This window comes from Falsiroseomonas bella (genome assembly GCF_003173615.1).
GTDB lineage: Bacteria > Pseudomonadota > Alphaproteobacteria > Acetobacterales > Acetobacteraceae > Falsiroseomonas > Falsiroseomonas bella.
Genome location: NZ_QGNA01000007.1, coordinates 55,100 through 79,881, shown reverse-complemented (window position 1 = coordinate 79,881; position 24,782 = coordinate 55,100). Strand labels below are relative to the sequence as shown.

At 70.1% G+C, this 24,782-nt stretch carries 24 protein-coding genes; 18 read left to right on the top strand and 6 right to left on the bottom strand.

Features of this window, described 5'->3' with window-relative positions:
* Positions 1–5: 5 nt before the first annotated feature.
* From DFH01_RS25305 to DFH01_RS25290, 4 genes are read right to left on the bottom strand one after another with little or no spacing between them, the layout of a single operon-like run.
* Positions 6–3,050: a BPTD_3080 family restriction endonuclease gene (locus tag DFH01_RS25305; protein WP_199231406.1), complete on the bottom strand. Its 3,045-nt coding sequence runs from the start codon at positions 3,048–3,050 to the stop codon at positions 6–8.
* Between the two features lie 55 nt (positions 3,051–3,105).
* Entirely contained in the window at positions 3,106–3,504 is a 399-nt protein-coding gene (locus DFH01_RS25300; RefSeq protein ID WP_109873313.1) for a hypothetical protein, read from the bottom strand.
* Positions 3,501–4,850, bottom strand: a complete 1,350-nt coding sequence (locus DFH01_RS25295; protein ID WP_109873312.1) for a recombinase family protein — start codon at positions 4,848–4,850, stop codon at positions 3,501–3,503. Before DFH01_RS25295 ends, DFH01_RS25300 begins: the two co-directional genes overlap by 4 nt.
* Positions 4,847–5,347, bottom strand: coding sequence for a DUF2924 domain-containing protein (locus DFH01_RS25290; protein ID WP_109873311.1), 501 nt, complete (start codon positions 5,345–5,347; stop codon positions 4,847–4,849). The genes DFH01_RS25295 and DFH01_RS25290 overlap by 4 nt, the downstream gene beginning before the upstream one ends.
* A gap of 329 nt (positions 5,348–5,676) precedes the next feature.
* Here DFH01_RS25290 and DFH01_RS25285 point away from each other — a divergent pair, with 329 nt between their 5' ends.
* The 16 genes from DFH01_RS25285 (at position 5,677) to DFH01_RS25210 (ending at position 20,924) form a co-directional block, all read left to right on the top strand.
* Positions 5,677–6,909, top strand: a complete 1,233-nt coding sequence (locus DFH01_RS25285; protein WP_109873310.1) for a hypothetical protein — start codon at positions 5,677–5,679, stop codon at positions 6,907–6,909.
* Entirely contained in the window at positions 6,869–7,837 is a 969-nt protein-coding gene (locus DFH01_RS25280; RefSeq protein ID WP_109873309.1) for a winged helix-turn-helix domain-containing protein, read from the top strand. The genes DFH01_RS25285 and DFH01_RS25280 overlap by 41 nt, the downstream gene beginning before the upstream one ends.
* Positions 7,838–7,949: 112 nt before the next feature.
* Positions 7,950–8,510 carry a sigma factor gene (locus DFH01_RS25275; protein WP_109873308.1) on the top strand — a complete coding sequence of 187 codons (561 nt, stop codon included), beginning with the start codon at positions 7,950–7,952 and terminating at the stop codon, positions 8,508–8,510.
* Between the two features lie 33 nt (positions 8,511–8,543).
* On the top strand, positions 8,544–8,885 hold the full coding sequence (locus DFH01_RS25270) for a hypothetical protein (protein ID WP_040614007.1): 342 nt from the start codon (positions 8,544–8,546) through the stop codon (positions 8,883–8,885).
* Positions 8,885–9,427, top strand: a complete 543-nt coding sequence (locus DFH01_RS25265; RefSeq protein WP_109873307.1) for a hypothetical protein — start codon at positions 8,885–8,887, stop codon at positions 9,425–9,427. Before DFH01_RS25270 ends, DFH01_RS25265 begins: the two co-directional genes overlap by 1 nt.
* Positions 9,427–10,302: an ATP-binding protein gene (locus DFH01_RS25260; RefSeq protein ID WP_109873306.1), complete on the top strand. Its 876-nt coding sequence runs from the start codon at positions 9,427–9,429 to the stop codon at positions 10,300–10,302. The genes DFH01_RS25265 and DFH01_RS25260 overlap by 1 nt, the downstream gene beginning before the upstream one ends.
* 16 nt (positions 10,303–10,318) lie before the next feature.
* The gene (locus tag DFH01_RS25255; RefSeq protein ID WP_109873305.1) at positions 10,319–10,957 is read left to right on the top strand and encodes a hypothetical protein; all 639 of its coding nucleotides are present in this window, start codon (positions 10,319–10,321) and stop codon (positions 10,955–10,957) included.
* Between the two features lie 17 nt (positions 10,958–10,974).
* The gene (locus tag DFH01_RS25250) at positions 10,975–12,651 is read left to right on the top strand and encodes a DEAD/DEAH box helicase (RefSeq protein WP_109873304.1); all 1,677 of its coding nucleotides are present in this window, start codon (positions 10,975–10,977) and stop codon (positions 12,649–12,651) included.
* A 3-nt stretch (positions 12,652–12,654) separates the two neighbouring features.
* Entirely contained in the window at positions 12,655–13,026 is a 372-nt protein-coding gene (locus DFH01_RS28555; protein ID WP_199231405.1) for a DUF6511 domain-containing protein, read from the top strand.
* The gene (locus DFH01_RS25240) at positions 13,026–13,793 is read left to right on the top strand and encodes a hypothetical protein (RefSeq protein WP_109873303.1); all 768 of its coding nucleotides are present in this window, start codon (positions 13,026–13,028) and stop codon (positions 13,791–13,793) included. Before DFH01_RS28555 ends, DFH01_RS25240 begins: the two co-directional genes overlap by 1 nt.
* 47 nt (positions 13,794–13,840) lie before the next feature.
* Complete coding sequence (locus DFH01_RS25235; protein ID WP_233256284.1) at positions 13,841–16,141, top strand: AAA family ATPase; 2,301 nt, start codon at positions 13,841–13,843, stop codon at positions 16,139–16,141.
* Positions 16,142–16,551: 410 nt separating this feature from the next.
* The gene (locus DFH01_RS25230) at positions 16,552–17,097 is read left to right on the top strand and encodes a hypothetical protein (RefSeq protein WP_109873301.1); all 546 of its coding nucleotides are present in this window, start codon (positions 16,552–16,554) and stop codon (positions 17,095–17,097) included.
* Between the two features lie 65 nt (positions 17,098–17,162).
* Positions 17,163–17,321: a hypothetical protein gene (locus tag DFH01_RS25225; RefSeq protein WP_233256283.1), complete on the top strand. Its 159-nt coding sequence runs from the start codon at positions 17,163–17,165 to the stop codon at positions 17,319–17,321.
* The gene (locus DFH01_RS25220; protein WP_109873299.1) at positions 17,311–17,865 is read left to right on the top strand and encodes a hypothetical protein; all 555 of its coding nucleotides are present in this window, start codon (positions 17,311–17,313) and stop codon (positions 17,863–17,865) included. Before DFH01_RS25225 ends, DFH01_RS25220 begins: the two co-directional genes overlap by 11 nt.
* A gap of 304 nt (positions 17,866–18,169) precedes the next feature.
* The gene (locus DFH01_RS25215; RefSeq protein ID WP_109873298.1) at positions 18,170–19,666 is read left to right on the top strand and encodes a site-specific DNA-methyltransferase; all 1,497 of its coding nucleotides are present in this window, start codon (positions 18,170–18,172) and stop codon (positions 19,664–19,666) included.
* A complete protein-coding gene (locus DFH01_RS25210; protein WP_109873297.1) occupies positions 19,656–20,924 on the top strand; it encodes a site-specific DNA-methyltransferase in 1,269 nt (422 codons plus the stop codon). The genes DFH01_RS25215 and DFH01_RS25210 overlap by 11 nt, the downstream gene beginning before the upstream one ends.
* Positions 20,925–20,938: 14 nt before the next feature.
* Here DFH01_RS25210 and DFH01_RS28920 read toward each other — a convergent pair whose 3' ends face one another.
* The gene (locus tag DFH01_RS28920) at positions 20,939–21,793 is read right to left on the bottom strand and encodes a DUF3489 domain-containing protein (protein ID WP_233256282.1); all 855 of its coding nucleotides are present in this window, start codon (positions 21,791–21,793) and stop codon (positions 20,939–20,941) included.
* Between the two features lie 98 nt (positions 21,794–21,891).
* Positions 21,892–22,116, bottom strand: a complete 225-nt coding sequence (locus DFH01_RS25200; RefSeq protein ID WP_233256281.1) for a hypothetical protein — start codon at positions 22,114–22,116, stop codon at positions 21,892–21,894.
* A gap of 112 nt (positions 22,117–22,228) precedes the next feature.
* Here DFH01_RS25200 and DFH01_RS28915 point away from each other — a divergent pair, with 112 nt between their 5' ends.
* The gene (locus DFH01_RS28915) at positions 22,229–22,807 is read left to right on the top strand and encodes an elements of external origin (protein WP_109873295.1); all 579 of its coding nucleotides are present in this window, start codon (positions 22,229–22,231) and stop codon (positions 22,805–22,807) included.
* Positions 22,807–24,777: a phage terminase large subunit family protein gene (locus DFH01_RS25190; RefSeq protein WP_109873294.1), complete on the top strand. Its 1,971-nt coding sequence runs from the start codon at positions 22,807–22,809 to the stop codon at positions 24,775–24,777. Before DFH01_RS28915 ends, DFH01_RS25190 begins: the two co-directional genes overlap by 1 nt.
* Positions 24,778–24,782: the final 5 nt, after the last annotated feature.

The window sequence follows — 24,782 nt, the reverse complement described above, 5'->3', positions numbered from 1 at the left end:
CGGATTCAGGCGGCGCGTGAGAGCGCGTCGGCGTTCAGCCGCCGCCGGATGATCTCATCCACGCCATAGGGTCCATCCACCCGGCAAAAATCCCAGCGGCCGAAGCGCCCCAGCGCGTTCACCGCCGGCACCCAGAGCTTGCGCATGGTGTCGTGCTTTGCGTCGTCCTGTGCGGTCTGGCGGCCCTTCACCTCCAGCACGAGGTGCAGCGGATCATCGGGGCCGCGACCGTCATCCACCACCACGATGAAGTCGGGCCGGTAGTGCCGCTCGGTGCTGCCATCCACATAGGGCACTTCGAAGCCCAGCCGGTCGTTCTTCACGTAGCGCAGTACCTCCGGCATGCCGTCCAGCGCCTGCGCCGCCGCGGCCTCCCAATTCTCGTCACAGACGATCAGGTTGACCTGGCACTTGGTCGCGTCGGGCGGCCAGAAATTGGTCTTGGTGGTGGCGAAGCTGACATGGCGGCTGCTGCCCGCCTCGTTGTATGGGTCCAGGATGGGCCGCAGCGTGCCCGGGCCCGCGACCTCGGGCGTGCAAGCACGGAAGATCCGCTCCGCCGCCTTGTCGCCGATGTCGCGCCACAGCAGGTAGGCCGGGAAGGTGCCGCCCAGGCAGGTCAGGCATTCCGCCATCCAGCGACGCGTGATGGTCAGCAGTGGCGGAAACAGCCAGGGCTTCAGGTGGTCCTCGCTGTCGCGAAACCAGGTACGGAGCGTGTGGCCAGCCAGGTGGAAGGCGATGGTGGTGTCGCGTTGGTGGCGGAGATCGTTGAGCGTCAGCGTGTGCTCGGCGCCGATGATAGCGGCGTTAACGGCCTCAGGCGGCGCGTCCTCGGGCGTGATGGTCAGGCGGCTTTCGTTGGTGAAGGCGGCGGTGATGCGGCCGGGCGGCAGAACGGTGCGGTAGCCAATGACGCGCGGGAAGCGGATTTCCAATGCCGCGCGCTCCGGCAGCACGGCGTGGACCTGGGTGGTCTTCTTCGGGGGCGTGTAGTCGGCCTTGGAATTGGCCGGCACGAAGCTGAAGGGGATGCCCAGCACCTCGGCATATTCGGGCGCGAACATGGCGTTGCCGGCGTCATCCACGCCGACCGGGTCGTAGGAAACGCGGCGCAGCGCGCGGCCGATCACCTGCTCGCACAGCAGTTGCGTGCCGAAGGCGCGGACGCCCAGCACATGGGTGACCGTGCGCGCGTCCCATCCCTCGGTCAGCATGGAGACGGAGACCACGCAGCGGATCGGCTCGCCCAGCCGGCCGGGCTGGCCGACGGTGTTCATCACTTCGCGCAGCAGGTCGCTGTCGGTGACGGTCTCGGCCTGCGCATGGCGGCCGCGGGCGCGGAGTTCGCGCTTGAAGGCGTCAATCTCCGGGCCGGCCAGCTTGCGGAAGTTGTCCGACAGCGCCTCGCCGGATTCGAGTTCCTCGCTGTCGATGAGGATGGTGACGGGGCGCTCGACCATGCTGCTCTGGCCGATGCCGGCCTGGGTGACGTTGGAAAAGAGCGGCAGGTTGCCAGGCACGATCACGCGGCGCTCGGCGCCCCCGGCGTCGGTCTCGATGCGCTCGTAGCCGGCGATCCAGTCGTGCACGAGCTTGGAGGTCGCGGTGTTGTTGCACACCACGATGAAGACCGGCGGTGTGCTGCCGCCGCGGCTGGCCCAGTTCTCGAACACCTGGCGGTAGTGGCCGTAGAGCGCCTGGAGCGCGCCGGTGAGCTGGGAGGGAAGCTGGTCGGGCGTGAGTGGCTTGCCCTGCTTGGCCCGGCCGGCCTTGGGCAGCTTCACATCCGAATGTTCCTGGATGTAGCGATAGACGTGGCGATAGACCGGCTCATCGGCGCCCGGCAGGTCCTGCACCGGCACGCGCGGCACCTTCACGATCCCGCATTCGATGGCGTCGATCAGGGAGAAATCGGAGACGACCCACGGGAAGAGCGTGCCCTCGGGGTAGCCTGAGCCGCGCAGGAAGAAGGGCGTGGCGGAGAGGTCGTAGACCAGGACGGGCTGGCCGACGACGCGTTGCAGAGCCTCAATCCCGCTGATCCAGAGGCGGGCGGCGGCATTGTTCTTCTTGGCCTCCGCCTTGCCTTCAGCATCGAGCTTCGCGCCGGCGTCATCCGCGGCGCCGACCTTCTGGCGATAGCAGTGGTGGGCTTCGTCGTTGATGACGATGATGCGCTTGCGGCCGAGCAGGTCCTTGCAGATGCGCTGCGCCATCTGGCCATCGGTTTCGGGGCGCTCCACCTTGCCGGTGCGGCCGGCCAGGATCTCCTTCGCCAGCTTCGGCGCCTCGAGCGTTTCGCGCTTCTTGAAGGCGTGGAAGTTGGTGATGACGATCCGGGCGCGCTGGAGGTCGTCACGCAGCTCCCGCGGCACGATGTCGAGGGCTGCATAGATGTTGGATGGGTCGGACGGGTGGAGCACACGCAGGCGGTCCCTCACCGTCAGGCCGGGGGCCACGATCAGGAAGGCGTCCGTGAAGCGGGTCGAATTGCGCGTGCGGGCGGCGTTGAGGGTCTGCCAGGCGATCAGCATCCCCATGACGGTGGTCTTGCCGGCGCCGGTCGCCAGCTTGAAGGCGATGCGCAGGAGGTCCGGGTTGGCTTCCGAATTGAGGGTGCGCAGGCGCTCGGTCTCGGCGCGGGGAGCGACTTCGGTCAGCCAGATGGCGGTCTCGACTGCCTCGACCTGGCAGAAGAAGAGCGGGCGGGCCCGGCCGTGTTCCCGCCAGTGGCGCAGCAGGCGGGCCGTGACGGGCGTGACGGGGCGCAGGCCCTGTTCGCCAAGGGAGCGCCATTGCGCGACTTTGGCCCTGATTTCATTGATGTAGTCGTTCGGCTGGCGCTTCCCGTACTCGTCCTCGAGGTCGAGGGTGGCCTGGGCCTTCACCTTGTGCTTCGGCGGGGGGACGGGGACGATGAATTCGCTGCGCCGCCGGCCGAGCGCCGGGGTGCCGGTGGGGATGCCGTTCTCGTCGAGCTCCCAATGGCGGGATGGCTCCGCGAAGGGGCTGTTGAGAATCGGATTGTCGATCACGGGGCCTGTCACGCCCCGAAGATGCCACGGACTTCGCCCTCGCATAATGGCCATGTGGCCGCGGCCGTTACTTTCCCGACCCGTCACTGCCGAACAATTCGCCCTGGCTGCGCCAGCATAGCGGAAATGGTTCCAACAGGGCGGCCAGGGCTACCGAGGGCGGTTGCCGCCCATCGACGGCGTTGGTTACGAGGTCGGGCGCCAGGAGGGTCAGGCGCAGCAGGGACCCCAGGTACCCCCGCTCGATTCGCTCCGCCGCAGCCATCTCGGTGATCGAGGCGTAGCGCCCCTCGTCCAGCATCCGCTGATAGCGGAAAGCCCTGGCCAAAGCCTTCACCAGCGCCGGATCGGCCCTTGTCATGACCGGCGCCGCGCCATCTGCCATCGGCGTCACGACGGTCTTTCGCCCCCGCCGGTGGCGAATCTGCAGCGGCACCCTGACCGTGATGCTGGTGGCGGCAGTCATGCCGCCGCCCTCAGCGCATCGGGCCGAATGGCAGTGAGATCGCGGACGAGGCCGCCGAGCCCGTCCAGCCGCAGCCGAATGTCCGCGCCCCCCGGGCCAACCACCACCCGCTCCACCAGCAACCGCACAACCCGCGCCAGCTCCGCCGGAAAGAGGTGTTCCCACAGCGGGTCGAGCCGATGCAGCGCGTCGTGGGTCTCGCCCTCGGTCAGGTCCGGCGCCTCCACGCGCGCCGCGCGCCATGTGCCGACCACGATCTCGGGCTGCCGCAGCAGCGCCCTCACCTGGTCCACGACCGCGGTCTCGATCTCCGCCGCCGATACCCGGCGGACGATACCGTCGTCGCCAGCGGCGTCGCCCTTCAGCACGCGCTGCGCCACGTAGTAGCGATAGAGCCGGCCGTTCTTCCGGGCGTGGGTGGGCGAAAGCGCACGTCCGTCCACCCCGAAGATCAGCCCCTTTAGCAGCGCCGGCGTATGGGCCCGATTTTGATTGGCGCGGACCCGCGGGCTGACCTGCAGGATTGCGTGTGCCCGGTCCCACAGATCCCGCGACACGATCGCCTGGTGCTCGCCGGGGTAGACCTGCCCCTTGTGCGAGGCCTCCCCGACGTAGGTCCGATTGTTCAGCAGCTTGTAGACATCACCCTTGTCGAGCAGTCGCCCGGACTTGCTGGTGGCGCCCTCGGCCCGAAGGCGGGCCACCGTCTCGATGCCCGACCCGGTCTCGGCGAAGATCTCGAACACGCGGCGGACGCGTGGGGCCTCCTCCTCGTTCACAACCAGTTTGCGGGCTACGACGTCGTAGCCGAGCGGCACCTTGCCTCCCATCCACATCCCTCGCGCCCGCGACGCTGCAAATTTGTCGCGGATGCGCTCGCCAATGACCTCGCGCTCGAACTGCGCAAAGCTGAGCAGGATGTTGAGCGTCAGTCGTCCCATGCTGGTGGTCGTGTTGAAGCTCTGCGTCACGGACACAAAGGTGACGCCATGCGCGTCCATCACCTCGACAAGCTTGGCGAAATCCATCAGCGAGCGGCTCAGGCGATCGATCTTGTAGACCACGATCACATCGATGAGGTCGGCCTGGATATCGCGCAGGAGCCGCTGCAGCGCCGGCCGCTCCAACGTGCCGCCGGAGAAGCCGCCGTCGTCGTAGCGGTCGCGGAGCAGCGCCCAGCCCTCGGCGCGTTGGCTGGCGATGTACGCCTCGCAGGCGTCGCGCTGCGCGTCGAGCGTGTTGAACTCCTTGTCCAAGCCCTCGTCGGTGCTCTTCCGCGTGTAGACCGCGCAGCGCAGCTTCTTCGTGCTGGAGGGCATCGCAGCGGTGGTGGCACGCGTCTTCATGCGCCACCGCCTGGCTGGCGCAGGCCGAAGAAGGTCCAGCCGTTCCAGCGCGTGCCAGTGATGTGCCGCGCGATGGCGGATAGAGACCGATACGGCCGGCCCTCGTATTCGAAGTCATCGGCGCGAACGGTGACCACGTGCTGCACGCCCTGCCATTCCCGGATGAGGCGGGTGCCAGCCAGCGGCCGGCTGTCAGCCCGGATGCGGCGCAGCACCACGTTGCCGCCGTCCAACTGCTCGCCCAGCGCCACCAGGCGATCGACGGTCTCGGGCTTCAGCCCGCCATAGGCGAGCTCCTGGATCCGATACGCCAGCCGGCTCTGGATGTAGGCGCGGTTCCAGGGCGGCGGCTCCTTGCCGAAGAGCTCCCGCCACTGCTGTTTCAGGTCCGCGGTGGGCGCTGTCTGCAGCGCGGCGAGGCGCGGCAGCACCTGCGTCGGCGGGATCTTCGGGATAGTGGGCGCCGGCGCGGGCGCGGTAGTGGATCGCCTGGTCATGCGAGTCCCTTCCTGTTGGGGTTCGCATGCAGGCGCTGCCTGGCGGTGGAGTGTAGGCGAACGTCTCCCGCGCCCCGAGCTATCTCGGCATCTCCCGCATCGTCTTCGGCAGCGCGGCTGCGCAGCCGCACCAGGCCGCGCGCCAGGATGGAACAGACCTCCCGGAGGTGCGGTGGGAGGTGGGCGTTGCCGGAGGGCTTGGATGGGGGCGCCATCCCCATGATTACCGGGGCTGCCGCCGGGGTGTTTCACCGCCGAGCTGCAGATTAGATTCGACAGCGGCATGCCGAATCATGTACCTGATACGTTCCACATTACAGGGACGTCACGTGCAGAAGGACTTCACCAAGTTCGCCAACCAGCGGTTCCTCAAGACCGTGGACTGGGAAGTTCTGGGCAAGCTGCTCACGGCGCACCGGGCAGGCATCAAGGGCCTCGACCTGGAGGCCCTGCTCGCCGATGAGGTGGAGGGGCGGACGCGGATCACCGAGTACCTGCTCGGCTCGAAGGACTCCTACCCGGAGGGCCTGATCCAGGACCTGCATCGCATCGTCCGACTCGACAGCCCGACCGGGATGCGACTGCTGCAGGAGGAGGCGGAGCGCCAGGGGGTCGTGATCATCGACCCCGCCGAGTGCCCGACAGCGACTCCGCGTGACTACGCCCTCGTCGCCTTCGTGAAGTTCCCGGACGTGTTCAAGGAGGCGGAGCACACCTCCGTCTTCATCGCGCCGCCCAGCGTCACCGAGTTCGATGCCGGTGAGGATGGGCTTGCGGCCAGCATCACCAAGGAAACGCTAGAAGCCCTGCGCGTCCGCGCCTCCGGCATCTTCGCCGCCGACCTACGCGGGAAGTTCTGCCGCGTCCGCGACTATGTCGATGATGGCGAGCTGTGCATCGCAGTCCGCCATGGGGCGCCGCCGGTTTCGACCGAGGTCATTCGCGGCGACGAGGACGAGGTCATCGGCTTCCAGGAAGTCGACACCGCGGTGATCTCCTTCGTCGAGGCGACGGGGCGGCTCACCGTCTGGGGCTGCGCGAAGAAGCGCCGTGCCGACCTGGCAGAAGCATTCGCCACCGAGATTCTCGGGCGCCCCGGCGTGTTCAAGGCAGCCAGCTCGCAGAACCTCTACACGCTGGCCCCGGCAGAGAAGTCGCATGGCACCTTCACCTTCCGTGTCGGTGACCTGGAGCAGATCGAGCGGGTCGAGATCACGGAAGCGCAGGCCAACCGCGTCGCCACCAATGTCCGGACCGGCCGCGAGAAGACCCTGTTCTCGGTGCGGGTGAAGGACTCCGAGGGCAGCGCGCTGCGCCGTCTGCATGAGAGCCGGGCTGACATCAGCTATGGCGACAATGCGTGGCGCCTCGACCACATCATCGCGCGCATCGTCCTGAAGACGCCGAGCGGCCGCGCGCCGACGATCAGCGTCACGATCAAGCCGCCCGGATCGGTCACCTTTCCCAGGGTCCGGCACAAAAAGCTGGTCATGGCATTGCTCAAGCTGAACGCGCTGACGAATGACCGGCGGCCTATCGTACCAGCTCTGGCGGCTGAGTGAGGCCGGCGAGCCGGTCGTCATGCTCGGCCGGCAGCATGGTGCGGAGGAGGAGGCTGCCTTCGAGCGCCTCATCCAGCTCGGCATCCTCCTGCATCGCGGGCGCGAGGCGTCCTGGGCTGTCTGCGACGACTGCGACTGCGGCGCTGATGAACGTGCAATCGTGTGGGACGGCGATGTCGCCACTGCCAAATGCGCCGGCGATCGCCGAAGGGATGAGCGCCTGCGCGCGGACGATGTGCGCAGCTTCAACGTGGTCCTGTCGGCCTTCATGGAAGGCGTGGCTGAGTCCATGGGATTGGGCCGTCCGGACCAGATCGCGCCAGGGCTGTGGAGCCTTGGCATGCTTGCGGACGGGCGGATCATCGTGGCCGCACCCACCCGCATTGGCATCCGGCAGCCAGGGCTGGTCGGCGCGATTCGCCTCGCCCACAAGGAAGGCACGGTCATCCTGGTCGGGCCAGAACTGCCCACGCTGATGCGCGGCAACCTGGCCGAACAGAACATCCATCACGTTCAGCCGATCCACGCCCTTCTCCCGCCGGTGGGTGATATCCCCCTGGCACTGGACGTCGCCCGACTGCCAGATGGGCGCGCCGGCCGACACAGCCTCGTGCTCACCGTCGAGACGCGCACGGTCCTCATCGGCGGGAAGGCCGCGACACTGCCGCCGCGGCCGTTCCAGCTGCTCCACATCCTCGCGCGGCAGCACCGGCGCGGAAAGCCGATCGTCAGCCGGCACGCCCTCCTGGACGAGATCTTCACGCCGAGCACGGCCGAAGGCGCAGTCCGCGACCTGGTGTCCGAGACCCGCCGGCAGCTGAAGCGGGCCTTTGGCGATGCCGCAGAGGTTGAGCAGCTGATCACCACCCACACGACGACCGGCTACGCCATCAATCTCCCTCCGCTCACCGTGGCGGTGGTGGAGTAAGCGGCGGGCTCGGTGAGGGCCGTTCCCACACCTCTCCCACACCCGTCCCACCCCTGTGGGAAAGCATCCCCGGCAGGTTCGGCTGGTCATCACCAGCCAGCCGGAGCCGCCGATGCCCTCGCTCACCTTCGCCGAATTCGAACCCCTGCACCGTATGGCCGTGCGCATGGCGCGCGGCCTGTGCCGCCGCCTCGGGCTGCCCGCGCATGACGCCGAGGATTTCGCCCAGGACCTCCTGACCGATCTGCTCGCCCGCCTGCCCGGCTTCAACTCGGACCAGGGCGACCTCGGCGCCTTCGCGCTCACCTGCTTCCGGCATCATGCCGCGCTTCTGGCGCACCGCACCCACCGGCACCGGGCCCTCCACCACGCCACCTCCCTCGATGATCCGCTGCCGGAGGGTGCCACGGTCGGCGCCATGCTGTCGGAGGCAGACGGCTACGGCGCGTGGATGGGCCAGCAGACCGATGCCTTCGCGGACGTGAATCGCCGGCTGGACCTCGAGCGGATCGCCGGCGTGCTGACGGAGGAGGATGCGCCCCTCTGCGCCGCCCTCGCGCGTGGCGACGTCGATCCCGCCCGCCACGCCGGCCTGTCGCGCACCACGGCGTTCCGGCGCGTGCGCGAGATGCGACTGCGGCTGCGCGCCGCCGGCATCGCCCCGGCGGCCTGAAACAGAACGCCTGCAGCCTCGGTAATCATGGTCATGGACACCAGCATCACCGACATCCGCGCAGTGGTGACGCCTCTCACCGAGGCTTCGCTCTGCACCTGGCTCGGCGCCGCGGCCCCCGGCGACAGCATCACCTACCACCGTGGCGCGCTCGCCCGGCAGGTCTGCCCGCAGTTGCAGTGCCTGCCCGAGAACGAGCGCACCGCGCTCCAGCGCCTGGCGGCCCGTGCCTGGAAGCTGGCCGAGCTCGGCCTCGCCGACATCGTGCAGCGCCGCTACGGCTATGAGGACTACGCCTACATCCTCGTCGCCCGCCGCCGCCCGCGCCGTACCGCCTCAGCCATCCTGCCGATGCTGCTCGCGGAGGCCGCGTGATGGACGCGCTCCGCACGAACCGCCCCAGCCTCGACGCGCTGCGCCACATGCCGGTGAGCGACGTCATGGCGCTGCCCGCCGAGCATCTGGCGCTCCTGCAGACCGATGCGCGCGAGGCGCTGGACGCCGCCAAGCGCATGCAGGACTGGATCGAGGCCGCGATCGCGCTGCGCTACGAGCAGCGCGCCATCGGCGCCCGTGCTGCTGCCGGCAAGGACACCGGCACGGTGCGCTTCCAGGACGGCGCCGTGGAGATCGCGGTCGACTTGCCGAAGAAGGTGGAATGGGACCAGGCGCGGCTCGCCGCGCTGGCGGAGCAGATCCGCGCCGGCGGCGAGGATCCGGGCCAGTACGTCGAGGTCAGCTTCAAGGTCTCCGAGCGGGCATACACCGCCTGGCCCGATCGCATCCGCCAGGCCTTTGAGCCGGCCCGCACGGTCCGCACGGGCCGCGCCACCTATCGCCTCGCCATCATGTCCGAGACGGCGCTGCGCGACAGTCCGCATGGCGCCGGCGTCATCCCGCTGCGGGGAGGCCGCTGATGGCGCTGCGCATCATCACCGCCGATGAGCGGCAAGCGGAGGCCCGCGGCATCAAGGCCGTGATCTTCGGCAAGAGCGGCATCGGCAAGACCTACCTCCTGCTGACGCTCGATGAGGGCAGCACGCTGTTCATCGACCTGGAGGCGGGCGACCTCGCCGTGCAGCACTGGCGTGGCGCGTCGATCCGCCCGCGCACCTGGGAGGAATGCCGAGACCTCGCGCTGTTCCTGGCCGGCCCCAACCCCGCGCTGCGCGACGACCAGCCCTATTCCGCCGCGCAGTATGCGCGCGTCCTGCAGGCCTATGGCGATCCGACGCGGATGGACGGCTTCGCCACGATCTTCGTGGACAGCATCACGGTCGCCGGTCGGCTCTGCTTCCAGTGGTGCCGGGGCCAGCCGGAGGCGCATTCGGAGAAGACCGGCAAGCCCGACATCCGCGGCGCCTATGGGTTGCATGGACGCGAGATGATCGCCTGGCTCACGCATCTCCAGCATGCGCGCGGGCGCAACGTGATCTTCGTCGGAATCCTCGACGAGAAACTCGACGACTTCAATCGCCGCGTCTTCGTGCCGCAGATCGACGGCAACAAGACTGGCCTCGAACTGCCCGGCATCGTCGATCAGGTCATGACGCTGGCCGAGATCAAGCCGGACGCCGCTCCCGGCCAGCCTTCCGTCGCATCCTTCCGCGGTCTGGTCTGCCAGACGCTGAACCCTTGGGGATATCCCGCGAAGGATCGCAGCGGCCGGCTCGACATGCTGGAGCCGCCGCATCTCGGGCAGCTCTTCCAGAAAATCCGCAGCCCATCGCCGCCGATCGACGCGCACGGCGCGCCGTCGATCGCGCTGCCCGCCCCCACCCCCAACACCTGATCGGAGCAGAAGCACCATGGCTGCCTGGAACGACTACAACGACGCCCAGTCGAACCCGAACCTGATCCCCAAGGGGACGCTGGCCAAGGTCCGCCTCACCATCCGCCCCGGCGGCTTCGACGATCCGAGCCAGGGCTGGACCGGCGGCTACGCCACGCGCGGCAGCACCGGCGCCGTCTATCTCAATGGCGAGTTCACTGTGCTGGAAGGCCCCTACGCCAAGCGGAAGATCTTCACGCTGATCGGCCTCCACAGCCCGAAGGGGCCGGAATGGGCGGGGATGGGCCGCAGCTTCCTTCGCGGGATGCTGAACTCGGCGCGCGGCATCTCCGACAAGGATGTCTCGCCCCAGGCCCAGGCGGCGCGCCGCATCGGCGGCTTCGCGGACCTCGATGGCCTCGAGTTCGTGGCGAAGATCGAGCACGGCACCGACGCCGGCGGCGAGACCAAGAACGAGATCCGCATGGCGGTGACGCCGGACCATCGGGACTACGCCAAGCTGATGGGGCGGCATGTGGCGCCGGCGGGTTACGCACCGCCCGCCCAGGCCTACGCGCCGCCCGCCGCGCCGGCCATCCACCAGGGCGCCTTCCCTGCCGCGGCGCCGCAGCCCGCCGCTGCCGGCGCCGACCCGCGTCCCGCCTGGGCGCGCTGAGGGAGGGCCGCACCAGCATGCTGCTCCGCCCCCGCCAGAAGCTTTTCGTCGAGCGCAGCCTTCGTGCGCTCGGCCAGCGCGGCAACACCCTCGGCGTCGCCCCGACCGGCGCCGGCAAGACGATCATGCTGTCGGCGGCGGTGGGCGAGCATGTCGGCGGTAGTGCCGCCAAGGCCGCGGTCCTCGCGCATCGGGATGAGCTCACCGCGCAGAACCTGGCGAAGTTCCGCCGCGTGAATCCTGGCATCGCCACCTCGGTGGTGGATGCCGGCCAGAAGTCCTGGGGCGGCCAGGTCACCTTCGCCATGGTGCCGACCCTGGCGCGCCAGGCGAACCTGGAGGCGATGCCGGCGCTGGACCTGCTGGTGATCGACGAGGCGCACCACGCCGTCGCGGACAGCTATCGCCGCATCATCGATCGCGCCCTGGATCGCAACCCGGCCTGTCGCATCTATGGCGTCACGGCGACGCCGAACCGCGGCGACAAGATCGGGCTGCGCCAAGTCTTCTCGAACGTCGCCGATCAGATCCGGCTCGGCGAGCTGATCGCCTCCGGCCACCTGGTGCCGCCGCGCACCTTCATCATCGATGTCGGTGTGCAGGACGAGCTGCGCGCGGTGCGCCGCAGCGGTGATGACTTCGATATGGGTGAGGTCGCCCGCGTGATGGACACGGTGCCGGTCACCGACGCCGTGGTGAAGCACTGGCAGGAGAAGGCCGGCGGCCGCCAGACGGTGGCCTTCTGCTCGACGGTCGCGCACGCCGAGCATGTCGCCGCCGCTTTCAACGCCGCCGGCGTCCCCACCGTCATGGTCACCGGCGACATGCCGGACGGCGAGCGACGCTCGGTCCTCGCCGCCTACGCCCGGGGCGAGGCGCGCATCGTCGTGAATGTCGCGGTGCTGACCGAGGGATGGGATCACCCGCCCACCTCCTGCGTCATCCTGCTGCGGCCCAGTTCCTTCAAATGCACCATGATCCAGATGGTCGGGCGCGGGCTGCGCACCGTCGATCCGGTCGAGCATCCCGGCATCGTCAAGCGCGACTGCATCGTGCTCGACTTCGGCACCTCATCGCAGATCCACGGCTGCATGGAGCAGGACGTCGATCTCGACAGCCAGCCCGGCGAGGGCGAGCCGCCCACCAAGACTTGCCCCGCCTGCGAGGCCGAGGTGCCGATCGCAGTGATGGAGTGCCCGATCTGCGGCCACGCCTTCGAGCCCCGCGGGCGCGAGACGGCGCCGCTCGCCGACTTCATCATGACGGAGATCGATCTCCTCCGGCGCTCCGCCTTCCAGTGGTGCGATCTGTTCGGCGATGACGCCGCACTGCTGGCCAATGGCTTCAACGGCTGGGCGGGTATCTTCTTCCTGAACGGAGCCTGGCACGCCGTCGGCGGCGCCAAGGAGGAGCGGCCCCGCCTGCTGTCCATCGGCGAGCGGCTGGTGGCGCTGGCCGCGGCGGATGACTGGCTGAACACCTACGAGACCGACGAGAGCGCCCATAAGAGCCGGCGCTGGCTGCGCGAGCCGCCGACCGAACGCCAGCTGATCCATCTGCCCGCCGCCGCACGGGCCGATCTCGGCATGACCCGGTACCAGGCCTCGGCGCTGCTGACCTTCAAGTTCAACCGCCAGGCCATCCAGCATCTCGTGCGAAGCGCCCAGCCCGCGGCGCTGGGGCAGGCGGCATGATCGATGGCCCGCTCCCCGGAGCCGCCCTGCGCCGTCTGCTCCCGCCCGGCGCGTGGCTTTGGCTGGTTCGACCCGGCGCCGCGGAAGAAGCCGCGGCCCTCGGTCTCCTTCTGCTGCATCGCCTGCCAGGGCTTCTGGTCGCGCTTGGCTGGGAAGTCGTCCGCCATGGTTGACCTCACCGAGCAGGAGAAGGCCGCGATGCGCGCCGCCATGCGCCGCGTCGCGGAGACGATGGCCGAGATCGGCTGGGGCACCCGCTTCCAGGAGTTGAGCGAGGCGCAGGTGCTGACGCTGATCGAGGTCGCCGTCGGCGGCTTCCAGGAGGCGATGCAGGCGATCGCGCGGCAGGACGCGGCGGCGGAGGTGCCCTTCTGATGCTCGACTTCAACAGCCGCAGCCAGACCTCGACGCATGTGAACGCCGCCATCGACGCGGCGCTGGTCGCCGCCAATCAGGCGACGCCTCCGCGCAGCTACCTGGGCGGCTCCCGCCTCGGCCATGCTTGCGAGCGGGCGCTGCAGTTCGAGTTCGTGAAGGCCCCGAAGGATGAGGGCGCCGACTTCGACGGCCGGCTGCTCCGCATCTTCGGGATCGGCCACGCTCTGGAGGACGTCGCCGTCGCCTGGCTCCGCGGCGCCGGCTTCGATCTCTACACCCGACGCGGCGGTGGCGAGCATGGCGAGCAGTTCGGCTTCTCCGTCGCCGGCGGTCGCATCCGCGGCCATGTCGATGGTGTCTTCGCCGGCGGCCCGACCATCCCCGGCATGGCGTTCCCGGCCCTGTGGGAGTGCAAGACCATGAACGCCAAGGCCTGGCGCGAGACGTCCAGCAAGGGCGTCGCCGCGGCCAAGCCGATCTACGCGGCGCAGATCGCGGTCTACCAGGCGTACATGGACGCCAGTGTCCCGGGCGTCGCCGACAACCCGGCGCTGTTCACCGCCATCAACAAGGATACGGCGGAGCTGCACCACGAGCTGGTGCCGTTCAACGCCGAACTGGCGCAGCGCATGTCGGACCGCGCCGTGCGCATCCTGGCCGCGACGGATGCCGGCGAGTTGCTGCCCCGCGTTGCCGCCCAGGCCGATCACTTCGAGTGCCGCTTCTGCCCCTGGGCCAAGCGCTGCTGGGCGCTGCCTGTATGACGGCATGGGGCGACTTCAACGATGCCGCGCCGCTGCCGGATGACTGCGTGAGCGAACTTCCCGCCGCTGGGCAGATCGCCCTCGATCAATTTCCCGGCGCTGGGCTGTCGATGCTGAAAGCCGCTGGGCCTATCGCGCCGGACATCGAGCAGATCGCCACCTTCCTCGACGTGGTGTTCGGCTATTGCGACGGGCTGATCCCGGTCCGCGGCTTCGTCGACCAGGGCCAAGGCCTCGACACCAAGCCGCACAACATCTGGGTGCCGGCCGATCGGCACGCCGCCGCATCTCTCAGCGCGTATGCCACCTGGGCCGCACGTGAGGGCAGCGCGGTCTATGTCATTCCCGGCACCGTCGCCGAGCAGGGCCAGGCCCGCGCCGAGCATGTGCTGCAGATGCAGACGGTGGTCGTCGATCTTGATGCCGGCGACATCGCCGCCAGGCTGGCGCATCTGGTCCACCACCTCGGCGCGCCCACCCTGGTGGTGGAGAGCGGCGGCCGCACCCCCGAGGGCGCCGCCAAACTGCACGCCTGGTGGCGCCTCACCGAGCCGGCCGAGGGTGAGGACCTGGCGCGGGTCTGCGCGCTGCGCGGCGAGATCGCGGAAAAGGTTGGTGGCGATCTTCACTTCCGCTCCGCTCACCAGCCGATCCGGGTGCCAGGCACGGTCCACCAGAAGCATGGCACACAGCGGCGCGTCACCATCCTGGAGCACCGCCCCAGGGTCGAGGTGGAACTCGCCGACTTTGCCGCGGCCGTCGCGGCCATGCCCACCATGCCGGGCCTCGTGGCGCCCACTGCCGCAGCTGGCGCCAATCGGCCAGGGCTCGATGCCGTCCTGACCACGCCGGTGCGAGAAGGCGCCCAGGATGGGTGGACGCGCTTCCAGGGGGCGAGCGCCGCCATCGGCCACTTCGTCCGCCAGGTGCATGAAGGCCGCATCACGCCGGACCAGGGCTGGGAGGCGATCTGCGGCTACAACGCTGCCTGCCTGCGCCCCGCCTGGCCGCTCGATCGCCTCAAGGCCGAGGCCGACGCGATCTGGGCGCTGCACGTCGATCGCAACGGGCCGCCGCTGCTGCGCGCCGACAGCGCACCACCAGCAGCCGTCCCCGCCCACACGCTCGGCGCGCTGCTCGACGACACCTCCCCGATGCCCGACGACCTCATCGGGCCCCGCCTGCTTACCCCGGGTGGGATGCTGGTGCTCGGCGGCGCGCCGAAGGTCGGCAAATCCGACTTCCTGATCAGCCTGCTGGTGCACGCCGCCGCCGGCGCGCCGTTCCTGCGCTTCACGGCGCCGCGCCCGCTGCGCGTGTTCTATCTCCAGGCGGAGATCCAGTACCACTACCTGCGGGAGCGCCTGCAGCAGCTGCGCCTCGACCGCGCCGTCGTTGCCCGCGCGCGCGACACCCTCGTCGTCACCCCGAAGCTCCGGATGCTGCTCGATGAGCGCGGCGTGCCGCTGGTGGCCGCCGCCATCCGCCAAGCCTTCCCCGACGCGCCGCCGGACGTGATCTGCATCGACCCGATCCGCAACCTCTTCGATGGCGGCCCGGGCGGCGAGGGCGAGAACGACAACGCGGCGATGCTGTTCTTTCTGCAGAGCCGCGTCGAGGCGCTGCGCGACGAGGTGGCAACCGAGGCGGGCATCATCCTCGCGCACCACACGAAGAAGCTCAGCAAGCAGCAGGTGAAGGACGATCCCTTCCTGTCGCTCTCCGGCGCCTCCGCCCTGCGCGGCTTCTACACCTCCGGCATGATCCTCTTCCGGCCCGACGAGGAGGAGACGCCGCGCGAGCTGCATGTCGAGCTGCGCAACGGGCCCGGCCTCAATCCGCTCCTCATCGACAAACGAGGCGGCGCCTGGGTCGAGCTCGACCGCAAGGGCGAGCGCATCGTGCGGCGTGACCTCGGCGCCCGACTCGATGCCGAGCGCAGCCGTCGCCACGACGTCATCCTGCAGATCATCGCGCAGGAGGCCCGCGAAGGGCGCGTGTTCACGGGCGGCGCCTTCGCGGCGCAGTTCGAGAACACCCACGGTCTCGGTGGCAACGACACCATCGCGCGCCGCATCAACGTCCTCGCCAACAAGGGCTACATAAAGTTCCTGCGCGCCGCCCCGGAGCACGGCATTCCTGCCAGCAAATCCTCCAAGGGCTATCTGCTGGTGCAGGACATGCTCTTCGCGACCGGCGAGGAGACAGTGGATCCCGAGACCGGCGAGATCACGCCCACGCTGGTCCGCCTGCTGCCCAGCCACTTCCAGTCCGACACCAACAGCGCCGTCCTGCCGGTCGAGAACCCCGAGGTCTGGGTGCTGAACGACCCGGAGGTCGAGGCATGATCGGCCCGATCGGAACGCTCTCGCACCGTGCGGAACTTGGCAGTTCCGCAAGTTCCGCAGCGCTGCGGAACTTCGCTGCGGAACTTGATTTGCCCAAGCGAATCAACGGGTTCGCCAAGTTCCGCAAGTTCCGCAAACGGGCTTTGCGGAACTGGCTTGCGGAACTTGAAAACATCCAACCCGATCAATCGGTTAGGCAAGTTCCGCAAGTTCCGCAAAATCCCACCCCCCTACGGGGGGTGTGCGTGCGCGCCTCAACGGCGCGCGCACACCACACCCGGAGCGGTCGGGTTCGGGCTCGTGGTCCACCCCGAGAGGGCCATCCCGGAAAGCCGGGCAGCGACGGCGAGCTCCGCCAAGAACCGCGCCGTCGCCGCCCTCACCACAGCCGTCCCCTCCCGGAGACCACCATGGATCTCGCGACTCTCCCCATGCCCTCGGCCGATGCAAGCGGCGCCCTGCCCGAGCCGGCGCTCTTTCTGCCGCGCAAGCCGGGCATCCTCGCCCTGGATCTGGGCACCACCACCGGCTGGGCCCTGCGCTTCGACACCGGCCGGATCACGTCCGGCGTCGAGACATTCAAGCCCCGCCGCTTCGAGGGCGGCGGCATGCGCTATGTCCGCTTCGTCGACTGGCTCGTCGAGATCGCCACGCACGCCCACGGCATCCGCCGCTTGGTGTTCGAGGAAGTCCGCCGACACGCCGGCACCGATGCAGCGCACGTCTACGGCGGTTTCCTGGCGACGCTGACCTCGTGGTGCGAGGAGCATGACGTCCCCTACGAGGGCGTGCCCGTCGGCACCATCAAGCGCTACGCCACCGGCCGTGGCAACTCAGACAAGGCGGCGATCATCGCCGCCATGCGCGCCCGCGGCTTTGCGCCGGCCGACGACAACGAGGCCGACGCCCTGGCGCTGTTGCTCTGGGCGACCGACCCGGAGGGTGGTCGAGCATGAGGCTGCCCGATGCGCCGCGTCCGCCCCGGTCGTGTCTGGACCTGGCACGCAGCCCGTCAACGGCGATGGACATCGACGCCATGCGCGCCGCCGCCTGGCACCGGCACGGCGTCGCCGCCCTGGCCGTGGAGGACATCACCGATCCCTGGCTCCGCCAGGCCGTCATCAACGAAGCAAGCCGGCGCTGGGGGCGTCGGCACGGAGGGGACCAGCATGGCCGGTAAGCGCAAGGCAAAGCGGGCAACGTCGAAGCACGAGGATCTAGCGAAGCCGTCGAAGTGGCGGCTTCAGCACGGCACCTTCGAGGGGCCGATCCGCGCGGCCGATCCAGAGACCGGGTCACCGACGCAACATCGCCGTGCGGTGGACACGCTTGGGCAGATGTTGGCCAACGGCACCATCACGCCGCAGATGCACGAAGCGGGCGAGATCTTCCGCGGGCTGTTTCGCGCGGCTTGCTTCGACGGCATGTCGACGTCGCAGATCGTGCGCCTCCCCGGCATGCGTGTCGACACGCTCTCGACGCTGCAGATCGACGCGCGGCGCCGTGTCGCGGCAGCGCTGGATGCGCTCGGTGGGCACGACAGCCCGGGCGGCTCCTGCGCATGGTTCGTCGTCGGCCTGGAGTTCTCGGTCCGCGAGTGGGCGATGCGCCAGGGCTGGGCGGGACGGACAGTACACGGCCCTGTCGGGCAGGGCATCCTGGTGGGGACGCTCGGCACGCTCGCCATGCACTTCGGCCTGACGCCGCGCACACGGGCGGCGTGAGAGCGGTGGCCGGGGCGATCTCCACCGCCCCGGCCACGCTGTTACAATTGGCCCGCTGGCGGCGCCGAAATCGATGAGGCTAGACTCTGGACACGTAGAGAAGGCGCGACCGCGCCGCGGCTCACCAGGCACAGCGTCGCTCCATCGAGACAGTGGCTCGCGAGCCGCAGGGTCCTTCCTGGGCCTGCTGTATGCGGGGGGCGGAAGCGCGCAAGGTTCCTAGCGCCAGGCCATTTTTCCAGGTTGCCAGCGCCGAGCAGTTGCCAGCCGCGCCGGCCACCATTCCACGATCACGCAGGTGCAGATGCCCCAGGCCCCATGGTCTGCAAGCGCCGTCGAGGCGCGCGCGGTCGCCGCGCTGCTGCCCTATGCCGGCAACGCGCGCACGCATTCCGCCGAGCAGGTGGCGCAGATCGCGGCCAGCATCCTCGAGTTCGGCTTCGTCGCGCCGGTGCTGGTGGACGAGCGCGGCGAGCTCATCGCCGGTCACGGCCGGCTGCTGGCCGCGAAGTCCCTCGGCCTCGACACTGTGCCGACCATCGTCCGCGCTGGCCTGACCGAGGCGCAGAAGGCAGCGTATCGCCTCGCCGATAATCGCATCGCGCTGAATGCCGGCTGGGACGAAGCGCTGCTCGCGACCGAGGTCGCGAAGCTGCAGGAGATGGGCGGCGTCGACCTGGCGCTGACCGGCTTCGACGGCGCCGAGATCGAGCGGCTGCTGGCCGGGCTGGAAACCGATGCCGGCAACCTGCCGGCGCCGGTGGTTGCCAGCGGTGCCGAGCCGGCCCCTGGCAACCAGCCGGACGCGGATAGCGCCGAGCCAGCCGACGACCCCGCGGATGCCACGCCGGAGCCGCCACGCCAGGCCGTCGCGCGGGTCGGCGACATCTGGCTGCTCGGCGAGCACCGCCTCGCCTGCGGCGACAGCACGAACCGCAGCACCGTCGCGCGCGTGATGGCCACCGATCGCGCGTCGTTGCTCTTTACCAGCCCGCCCTACGGCAACCAGCGGGACTACACCACCGGCGGCGTCTCGGACTGGGATGCGCTGATGCAGGGCGTGTTCCAGCATCTCGACGGCGCGCTGCGCCGCGACGCGCAGGTGCTGGTGAATCTTGGGCTGATCCATCGCGAGGGTGAATGGCAGCCGTATTGGCAGGGCTGGCTGGACTGGATGCGTGGCCAGGGCTGGCGGCGCTTCGGGCTCTACGCCTGGGACCAGGGGCCCGGCCTGCCGGGCGACTGGAACGGCCGCCTCGCACCGGCCTTCGAGTTGGTGTTCCACTTCAATCGCGAGGCGCGGCCGCCCAACAAGATCGTGCCCTGCAAATGGGCCGGCACGCCGAACAAGGGCAGCGGGCTGCGCGCCGCCGACGGCGAGGTGAAGGCCTACACCCATATTGGCCTGCCGGTGCAGGAGATGCGCATCCCCGACAGCGTGCTGCGCATCACCCGCCACAAGGGTCGTGGCATCGAGACCGAGCATCCGGCGGTGTTCCCCGTCGCGCTGCCAGAGTTCCTGATGCGCGCCTACACGGACGAGGGCGACGTCGTGTTCGAGCCCTTCGGTGGCTCGGGCACGACCATCCTCGCCGGCCAGCGCACGGGTCGGCGCGTCCGCGCCATTGAGCTCGCGCCGGCCTATGTCGACCTCGCGATCGCCCGCTGGCGGATGCTGCATCCCGAGCTGCCGGTGACGCTGGCCGACGACGGCCGCGACTACTGCGTGGTCGCTGCGGCGCGCACGAGCCTTCAGGCAGCGCCCGAGCAGGGCGGTAAGGCGACGGCCGATGCTGCCTGATCTCCGCGTCGAGATGATGCCTGTGGCGGCGCTCGCACCCTACGCCGCGAACGCCCGGCTCCATCCCACCGAGCAGGTGGCACAGTTGGCCGCCTCGATCGGCGAGTTCGGCTTCAACGTGCCCGTGCTGGTGGACGACGCCGGCGTGCTGATCGCCGGCCATGGCCGCGTGCTCGCCGCGAAGGCGCTCGGCCTCGAGGAGGTGCCCGCCATCCGGCTCGGGCACCTGTCCGAGGCGCAGGCGCGGGCGTTCCGTCTGGCGGACAACCAGCTGGCGCTCAACTCCACCTGGGACGAGAGCCTGCTCACCGCCGAGCTGCGCTCGCTCCGGACGGACGAGTTCGACCTCGGGCTGATCGGCTTCGACGGCGCCACACTCGATCGGTTGCTGGGAGAGGCGGCGCCGGACGCGGCAGCGCAGGGCGGCGGCGATCCCGACGCCCCGGCGCCGGAGCCGCCGGAGGCACCCGTCACGCGGCCCGGTGATCTGTGGCTACTCGGGCCGCATCGCCTGCTGTGCGGCGACGCGACCAGCGCCGCGGACGTCGCCCGGCTGCTCGACGGCGCGCGGCCGCACCTAATGATCACGGACCCGCCCTACGGCGTGAACTACGATCCCGAATGGCGGAACGAGGCGGGCGTGTCGGCGACGATGCGCACCGGCAAGGTGGCGAACGACGATCGCGCCGACTGGCGCGAGGCCTGGGGGCTGTTCCCTGGCGATGTCGCCTATGTCTGGCACGCCGGCGTGCACGCGCGGACCGTGATCGAGAGCCTGGAGGCAGCCGGCTTCGCGGTGCGGAGCCAGATCGTCTGGGCGAAGTCGCGTTTTGTGCTCGGGCGAGGCGACTACCACTGGCAGCACGAGCCCTGCCTCTACGCGGTGCGCAAGGGCGCCACCGGTCACTGGCAGGGTGCGCGAGACCAGGCGACGCTCTGGCCGATCAGCACCGGTGGCGACGAGGACTCGGCGACGGTGCACGGCACGCAGAAGCCGGTCGAGTGCATGCGCCGGCCGATGGTGAACAATTCCGCGCTGGGTGATGCGGTCTACGAGCCGTTCTCCGGCAGCGGCAGTACGATCATCGCAGCGGAGACCACCGCGCGCATCTGCTACGCGATGGATGTCGACGCCCGGTACATCGACGTAGCGGTGCGGCGCTGGCAGACCTTCACGGGGCGCGCCGCCGTGCTAGCCGGGGAGGATCGAGTCTTCGACGACATCGCCGCCGCCCGCGGCACGCAGGCGGCGGCGTGATTCCTTCGGCGCGATCAGGCCGGCAGGTGGTAGATGGTGAAGGAGCCCTTCGCGCCCTCCTTGTTCGGGCCGACCTGGCGGACCCGCTCCAGCACCTGCACCTCGATCCCCTGGCGCTTCTTCAGGCCCGCGAAGAAGCCGCGGACCGTGTGCTGCTGCCAGCCGGTCGCCTCGCAGATCTGCGCGATGGTCGCGCCCTCCTCGCGGCGGAGCAGGGCGAGCACCGCCTCCTGCTTCGTCCCCTCGCGCGGCTTCCGCGGCGCGCCGGGCTCGCGCGCCTGGCGGGGCGGCTTGCCCGCCAGGGCGGCGCGCAGGGCCTGCATCGGGCCGTCGAGGGCGGTGATGATGTCCGTCTCACGGTTCGCCTCGTCGTCCCAGGCGGCCAACACCGCCGCGGCGGCGTCGCGCAGGCTGGCGCGCGGGGCGGGCGTGGGCGCGCCCTGGGCGGGTTCGGCGTCCTCCGCGGGGGCACCCCCCTCAGCGGCGTCCTCCCCGCCCGTGGGCGCCGTGTCGGCCACCGGCGCGGCAGCCTCCGCGGCAGCGCGGCGCTCGGCGTTGCGGCGGGCGATGGCCTCGGGGCTCTGCTCGTCCTCCTCGCGCGCGTCGCCCGCGTTCGGGTCGATGCCGATGGCGCGCAGCCCCTCGTCCGTGATGCGCGCCACGATCCAGGTCCCGTCCTCATCCTGTCGCCAGCCGAGCCCGACATGCTCCCGCGGGGCGTTAATCTCGGTGAGCAGGTTGTTCTTGATCAGGCTGCGGAACACCGCGTTGCGGGCGGCGGCCGGCAGGGTCTTCGGCGCGCGGGCGAGGCCCATCTCGTGCTGCGCCGCGGCGCTCAGGATCACGCGCTGGGTATCGGAAAGCGTCATCGTCGTGGTCTCCGGTTCCGGGAGCCGACCCTCGGCCCCCTACTGCCGGGAGCCCCGCCGGGCGGAACCCGGTCGGGGCGGTGCGGGAGCGCGGCGCGTCAGGCGCGGTATTCGCCGCGCCGGAAATGTTGGTCGGCGACCTCCTTCAGCTTCGCGGTGGCGTCGGTGAGCCAGGCGGTCTCGCACCAGAGCACCGCCTCGGGATCCGCGCCGAAGTGGTCATCGCTGGCCTGCTGCAACTCCGCGAGCAGAGCGTCGAACTCTGCCTTCTTCGCGAGGAAGGCCTCGAGGCTCCGCTGCTGGTTGGCTTCGCGCTTGGTCATGGTCGGCTCCGTCATCTGCATCGCGTGACGGACCATTCGCGCTGTGCCGCGCGCGAGCCAAGCGCCGTCGCCGCGATGGCGATTGCTATCTTCGAGGGATCTCGATCACATCATGATCGCCGCTGCGCAGCCGGGCCGCGTGGCCTCGCAGCGCGAGGTGGCGCGCCGCCTCGGCATTTCCCACACGGCGCTGCAGAAGGCGCAGCGCGCCGGCCGCATCGCGCCCGAGGCCGATGGCGCTTGGGATGTCGAGAAGGTTCGGGCACGGCTCGCTGACAGCAGCGACCCCGTCCGCAAGACGGCGACGCTGGCGCCAACCGCACCGGCAGCATCGCGGCTAGCGACGCCACCGCCTGTCGCCGCGATGGCGCCGGCGGCCGATCCGCTGCCGCGCGCCGCCCAGAATACCTTCCACGATGCGCGCACGGCGAACGAGGTGCTCAAGGCGCAGGAGCGCCGGCTGCGGCTCGACGAGCGCAAGGGCAAGCTGGTCGACAAGGCCCGCGCGCTCCTGCTGGTGCACCGCCTCGCCAAGGAGGAGCGGGACGCCATCCTCGCCTGGCCCGCCCGCGTCGCCGCAGAGATGGCAGCCGAGCTCGGGGTCGATGCGCACCGGCTGCAGACGATGATGGACGCGCGGCTGCGCCAGCACCTCGCTGAGCGGCACGACGTCCGCGTGAGCGTCGGCTGATGGTCGGGGAGCATCTGCTGGACGAACTTGGCCGCTTCGAGGGCGACGCCGAAATACTGCAGGCCTGGCGCGACGGCATGGCGCCGGAGCCGGCGCTGCTCGTGTCGGAATGGGCCGACCGGCATCGCCTGCTCGGCAGCCGCGGCTCTGCCGAACCGGGGCCGTGGCGCACCGCGCGCACGCCCTACCTGCGCGAGATCATGGACGCGCTGTCGCCGGCGCATCCCGCTCGGCGTGTCGTGTTCATGAAGGGCGCGCAGGTCGGCGGCACCGAGTGCGGCAACAACTGGATCGGCTACGTGATCCACCACGCACCGGGGCCGATGCTCGCGGTGCAGCCGACCACCGAACTGGCCAAGCGCTTCTCCGACCAGCGCATCGACCCGCTGGTGGAGGAAACGCCGGCGATCCGGGAACGGGTCGCGCCGGCCCGCTCCCGCGACAGCGGCAATCGCCAGCTCAGCAAGGAGTTCCCGGGCGGCCAGCTGGTGATGACCGGCGCGAACAGTGCCGTGGGCCTGCGCTCGATGTCGGCGCGGTTCCTGTTCCTCGACGAGATTGACGCCTACCCCGGCGACGTCGAGGGCGAAGGTGACCCGATCGCACTGGCCGAGGCGCGGGCCCGCACCTTCGGCTGGCGGCGCAAGATGCTGCTGGTCAGCACGCCGACCATCGCCGGGCTGTCGCGGATCGAGCGGGAGTATCTGGCGACAGACCAGCGGCGCTACTTCGTGCCCTGCCCGCATTGCGGCCACCGCCAGCATCTGCGCTTCGAGCGGCTGGTCTGGGACGAGGGTCAGCCCGAGACGGCGCGGTACCTCTGCGAGGACTGCGATGCGCCGATCGGCGAGCAGCACAAGGCGGCGATGCTGGCCGCGGGCGAATGGCGAGCCACCGCCATGGCCACCGATCCCCATGCGATCGGCTTTCACATCTCGGCGCTCTACTCGCCGCCCGGCTGGATGCCCTGGTCGGAAATCGCCCGGCTCTGGCTCGCGGCGCAGGGCGACGACCGCGCCATCAAGACCTTTCGCAACACGGTGCTGGGCGAGACCTGGCAGGAGGCGGGGGAGGCACCGGACTGGCAACGGCTCTACGACCGCCGCGAGCACTGGCCCGCGGGCACGGTGCCGATGGGCGGGCTGCTGCTGACCGCCGGCGTGGACGTGCAGCGGGATCGCCTCGAGGCGAGCCTCTGGGCCTGGGGGCAGGACCGCCAGTCCTGGCTGGTCGAGCACCGCGTGCTGGCGGGGAACCCGTTCGAGGCGGCGGTCTGGGAGGAGCTGCGGCTGCTGCTGGGCGAGACCTGGCGGCATGCCAGCGGGCACCGCCTCCCCATCGCTATGGCGGCGATCGACAGCGGCGACGGCATGACCACCGCGGAGGTGTACGCCTTCGTGCGGCGCGCTGGCGCGGGCCGCGCGCTCGCCGTGAAGGGCCAGGACGGGCTGCGCGCCGCGGTCGGCCAGCCCGCGGCAACGGAGGTGCGACGCAACGGCCGGAAGCTCGGTGGGCTGAAGGTCTGGCCGGTCGGCTCGTCCTTCCTGAAGGCCGAGACCTATGGCTGGCTGAAGCTCGACCGGCCGACGGAGGAGAGCGGCGATCCCTTCCCGCCGGGCTACGTGCACCTGCCGGTGCATGCCGCGGGCGAGGAGTTCTGCCGGCAGCTCACCGCCGAGCAGTTGGTGGCCCGTGCCGGTCGCAACGGCTTTCGCCGACTGGAGTGGGTGAAGACCCGCGAAAGGAACGAGGCGCTGGACTGCCGGGTCTATGCCCGCGCGGCCGCGGCGGCGCTTGGCGTGGATGGCTGGGGCGACGGGCGCTGGGCGCGCATGGCCGATGCGCTGTCGTTGCCGGCAGCCGAACTTCCCACGGGCGGGAATGTCGCTCCCCCGTCGCCTTCGCCGGCCGCACCCGACACCCATCGCCCACGCGGCTGGCTCGCGCCGCGCAGCGGCTGGTTGCGCTGATCCTG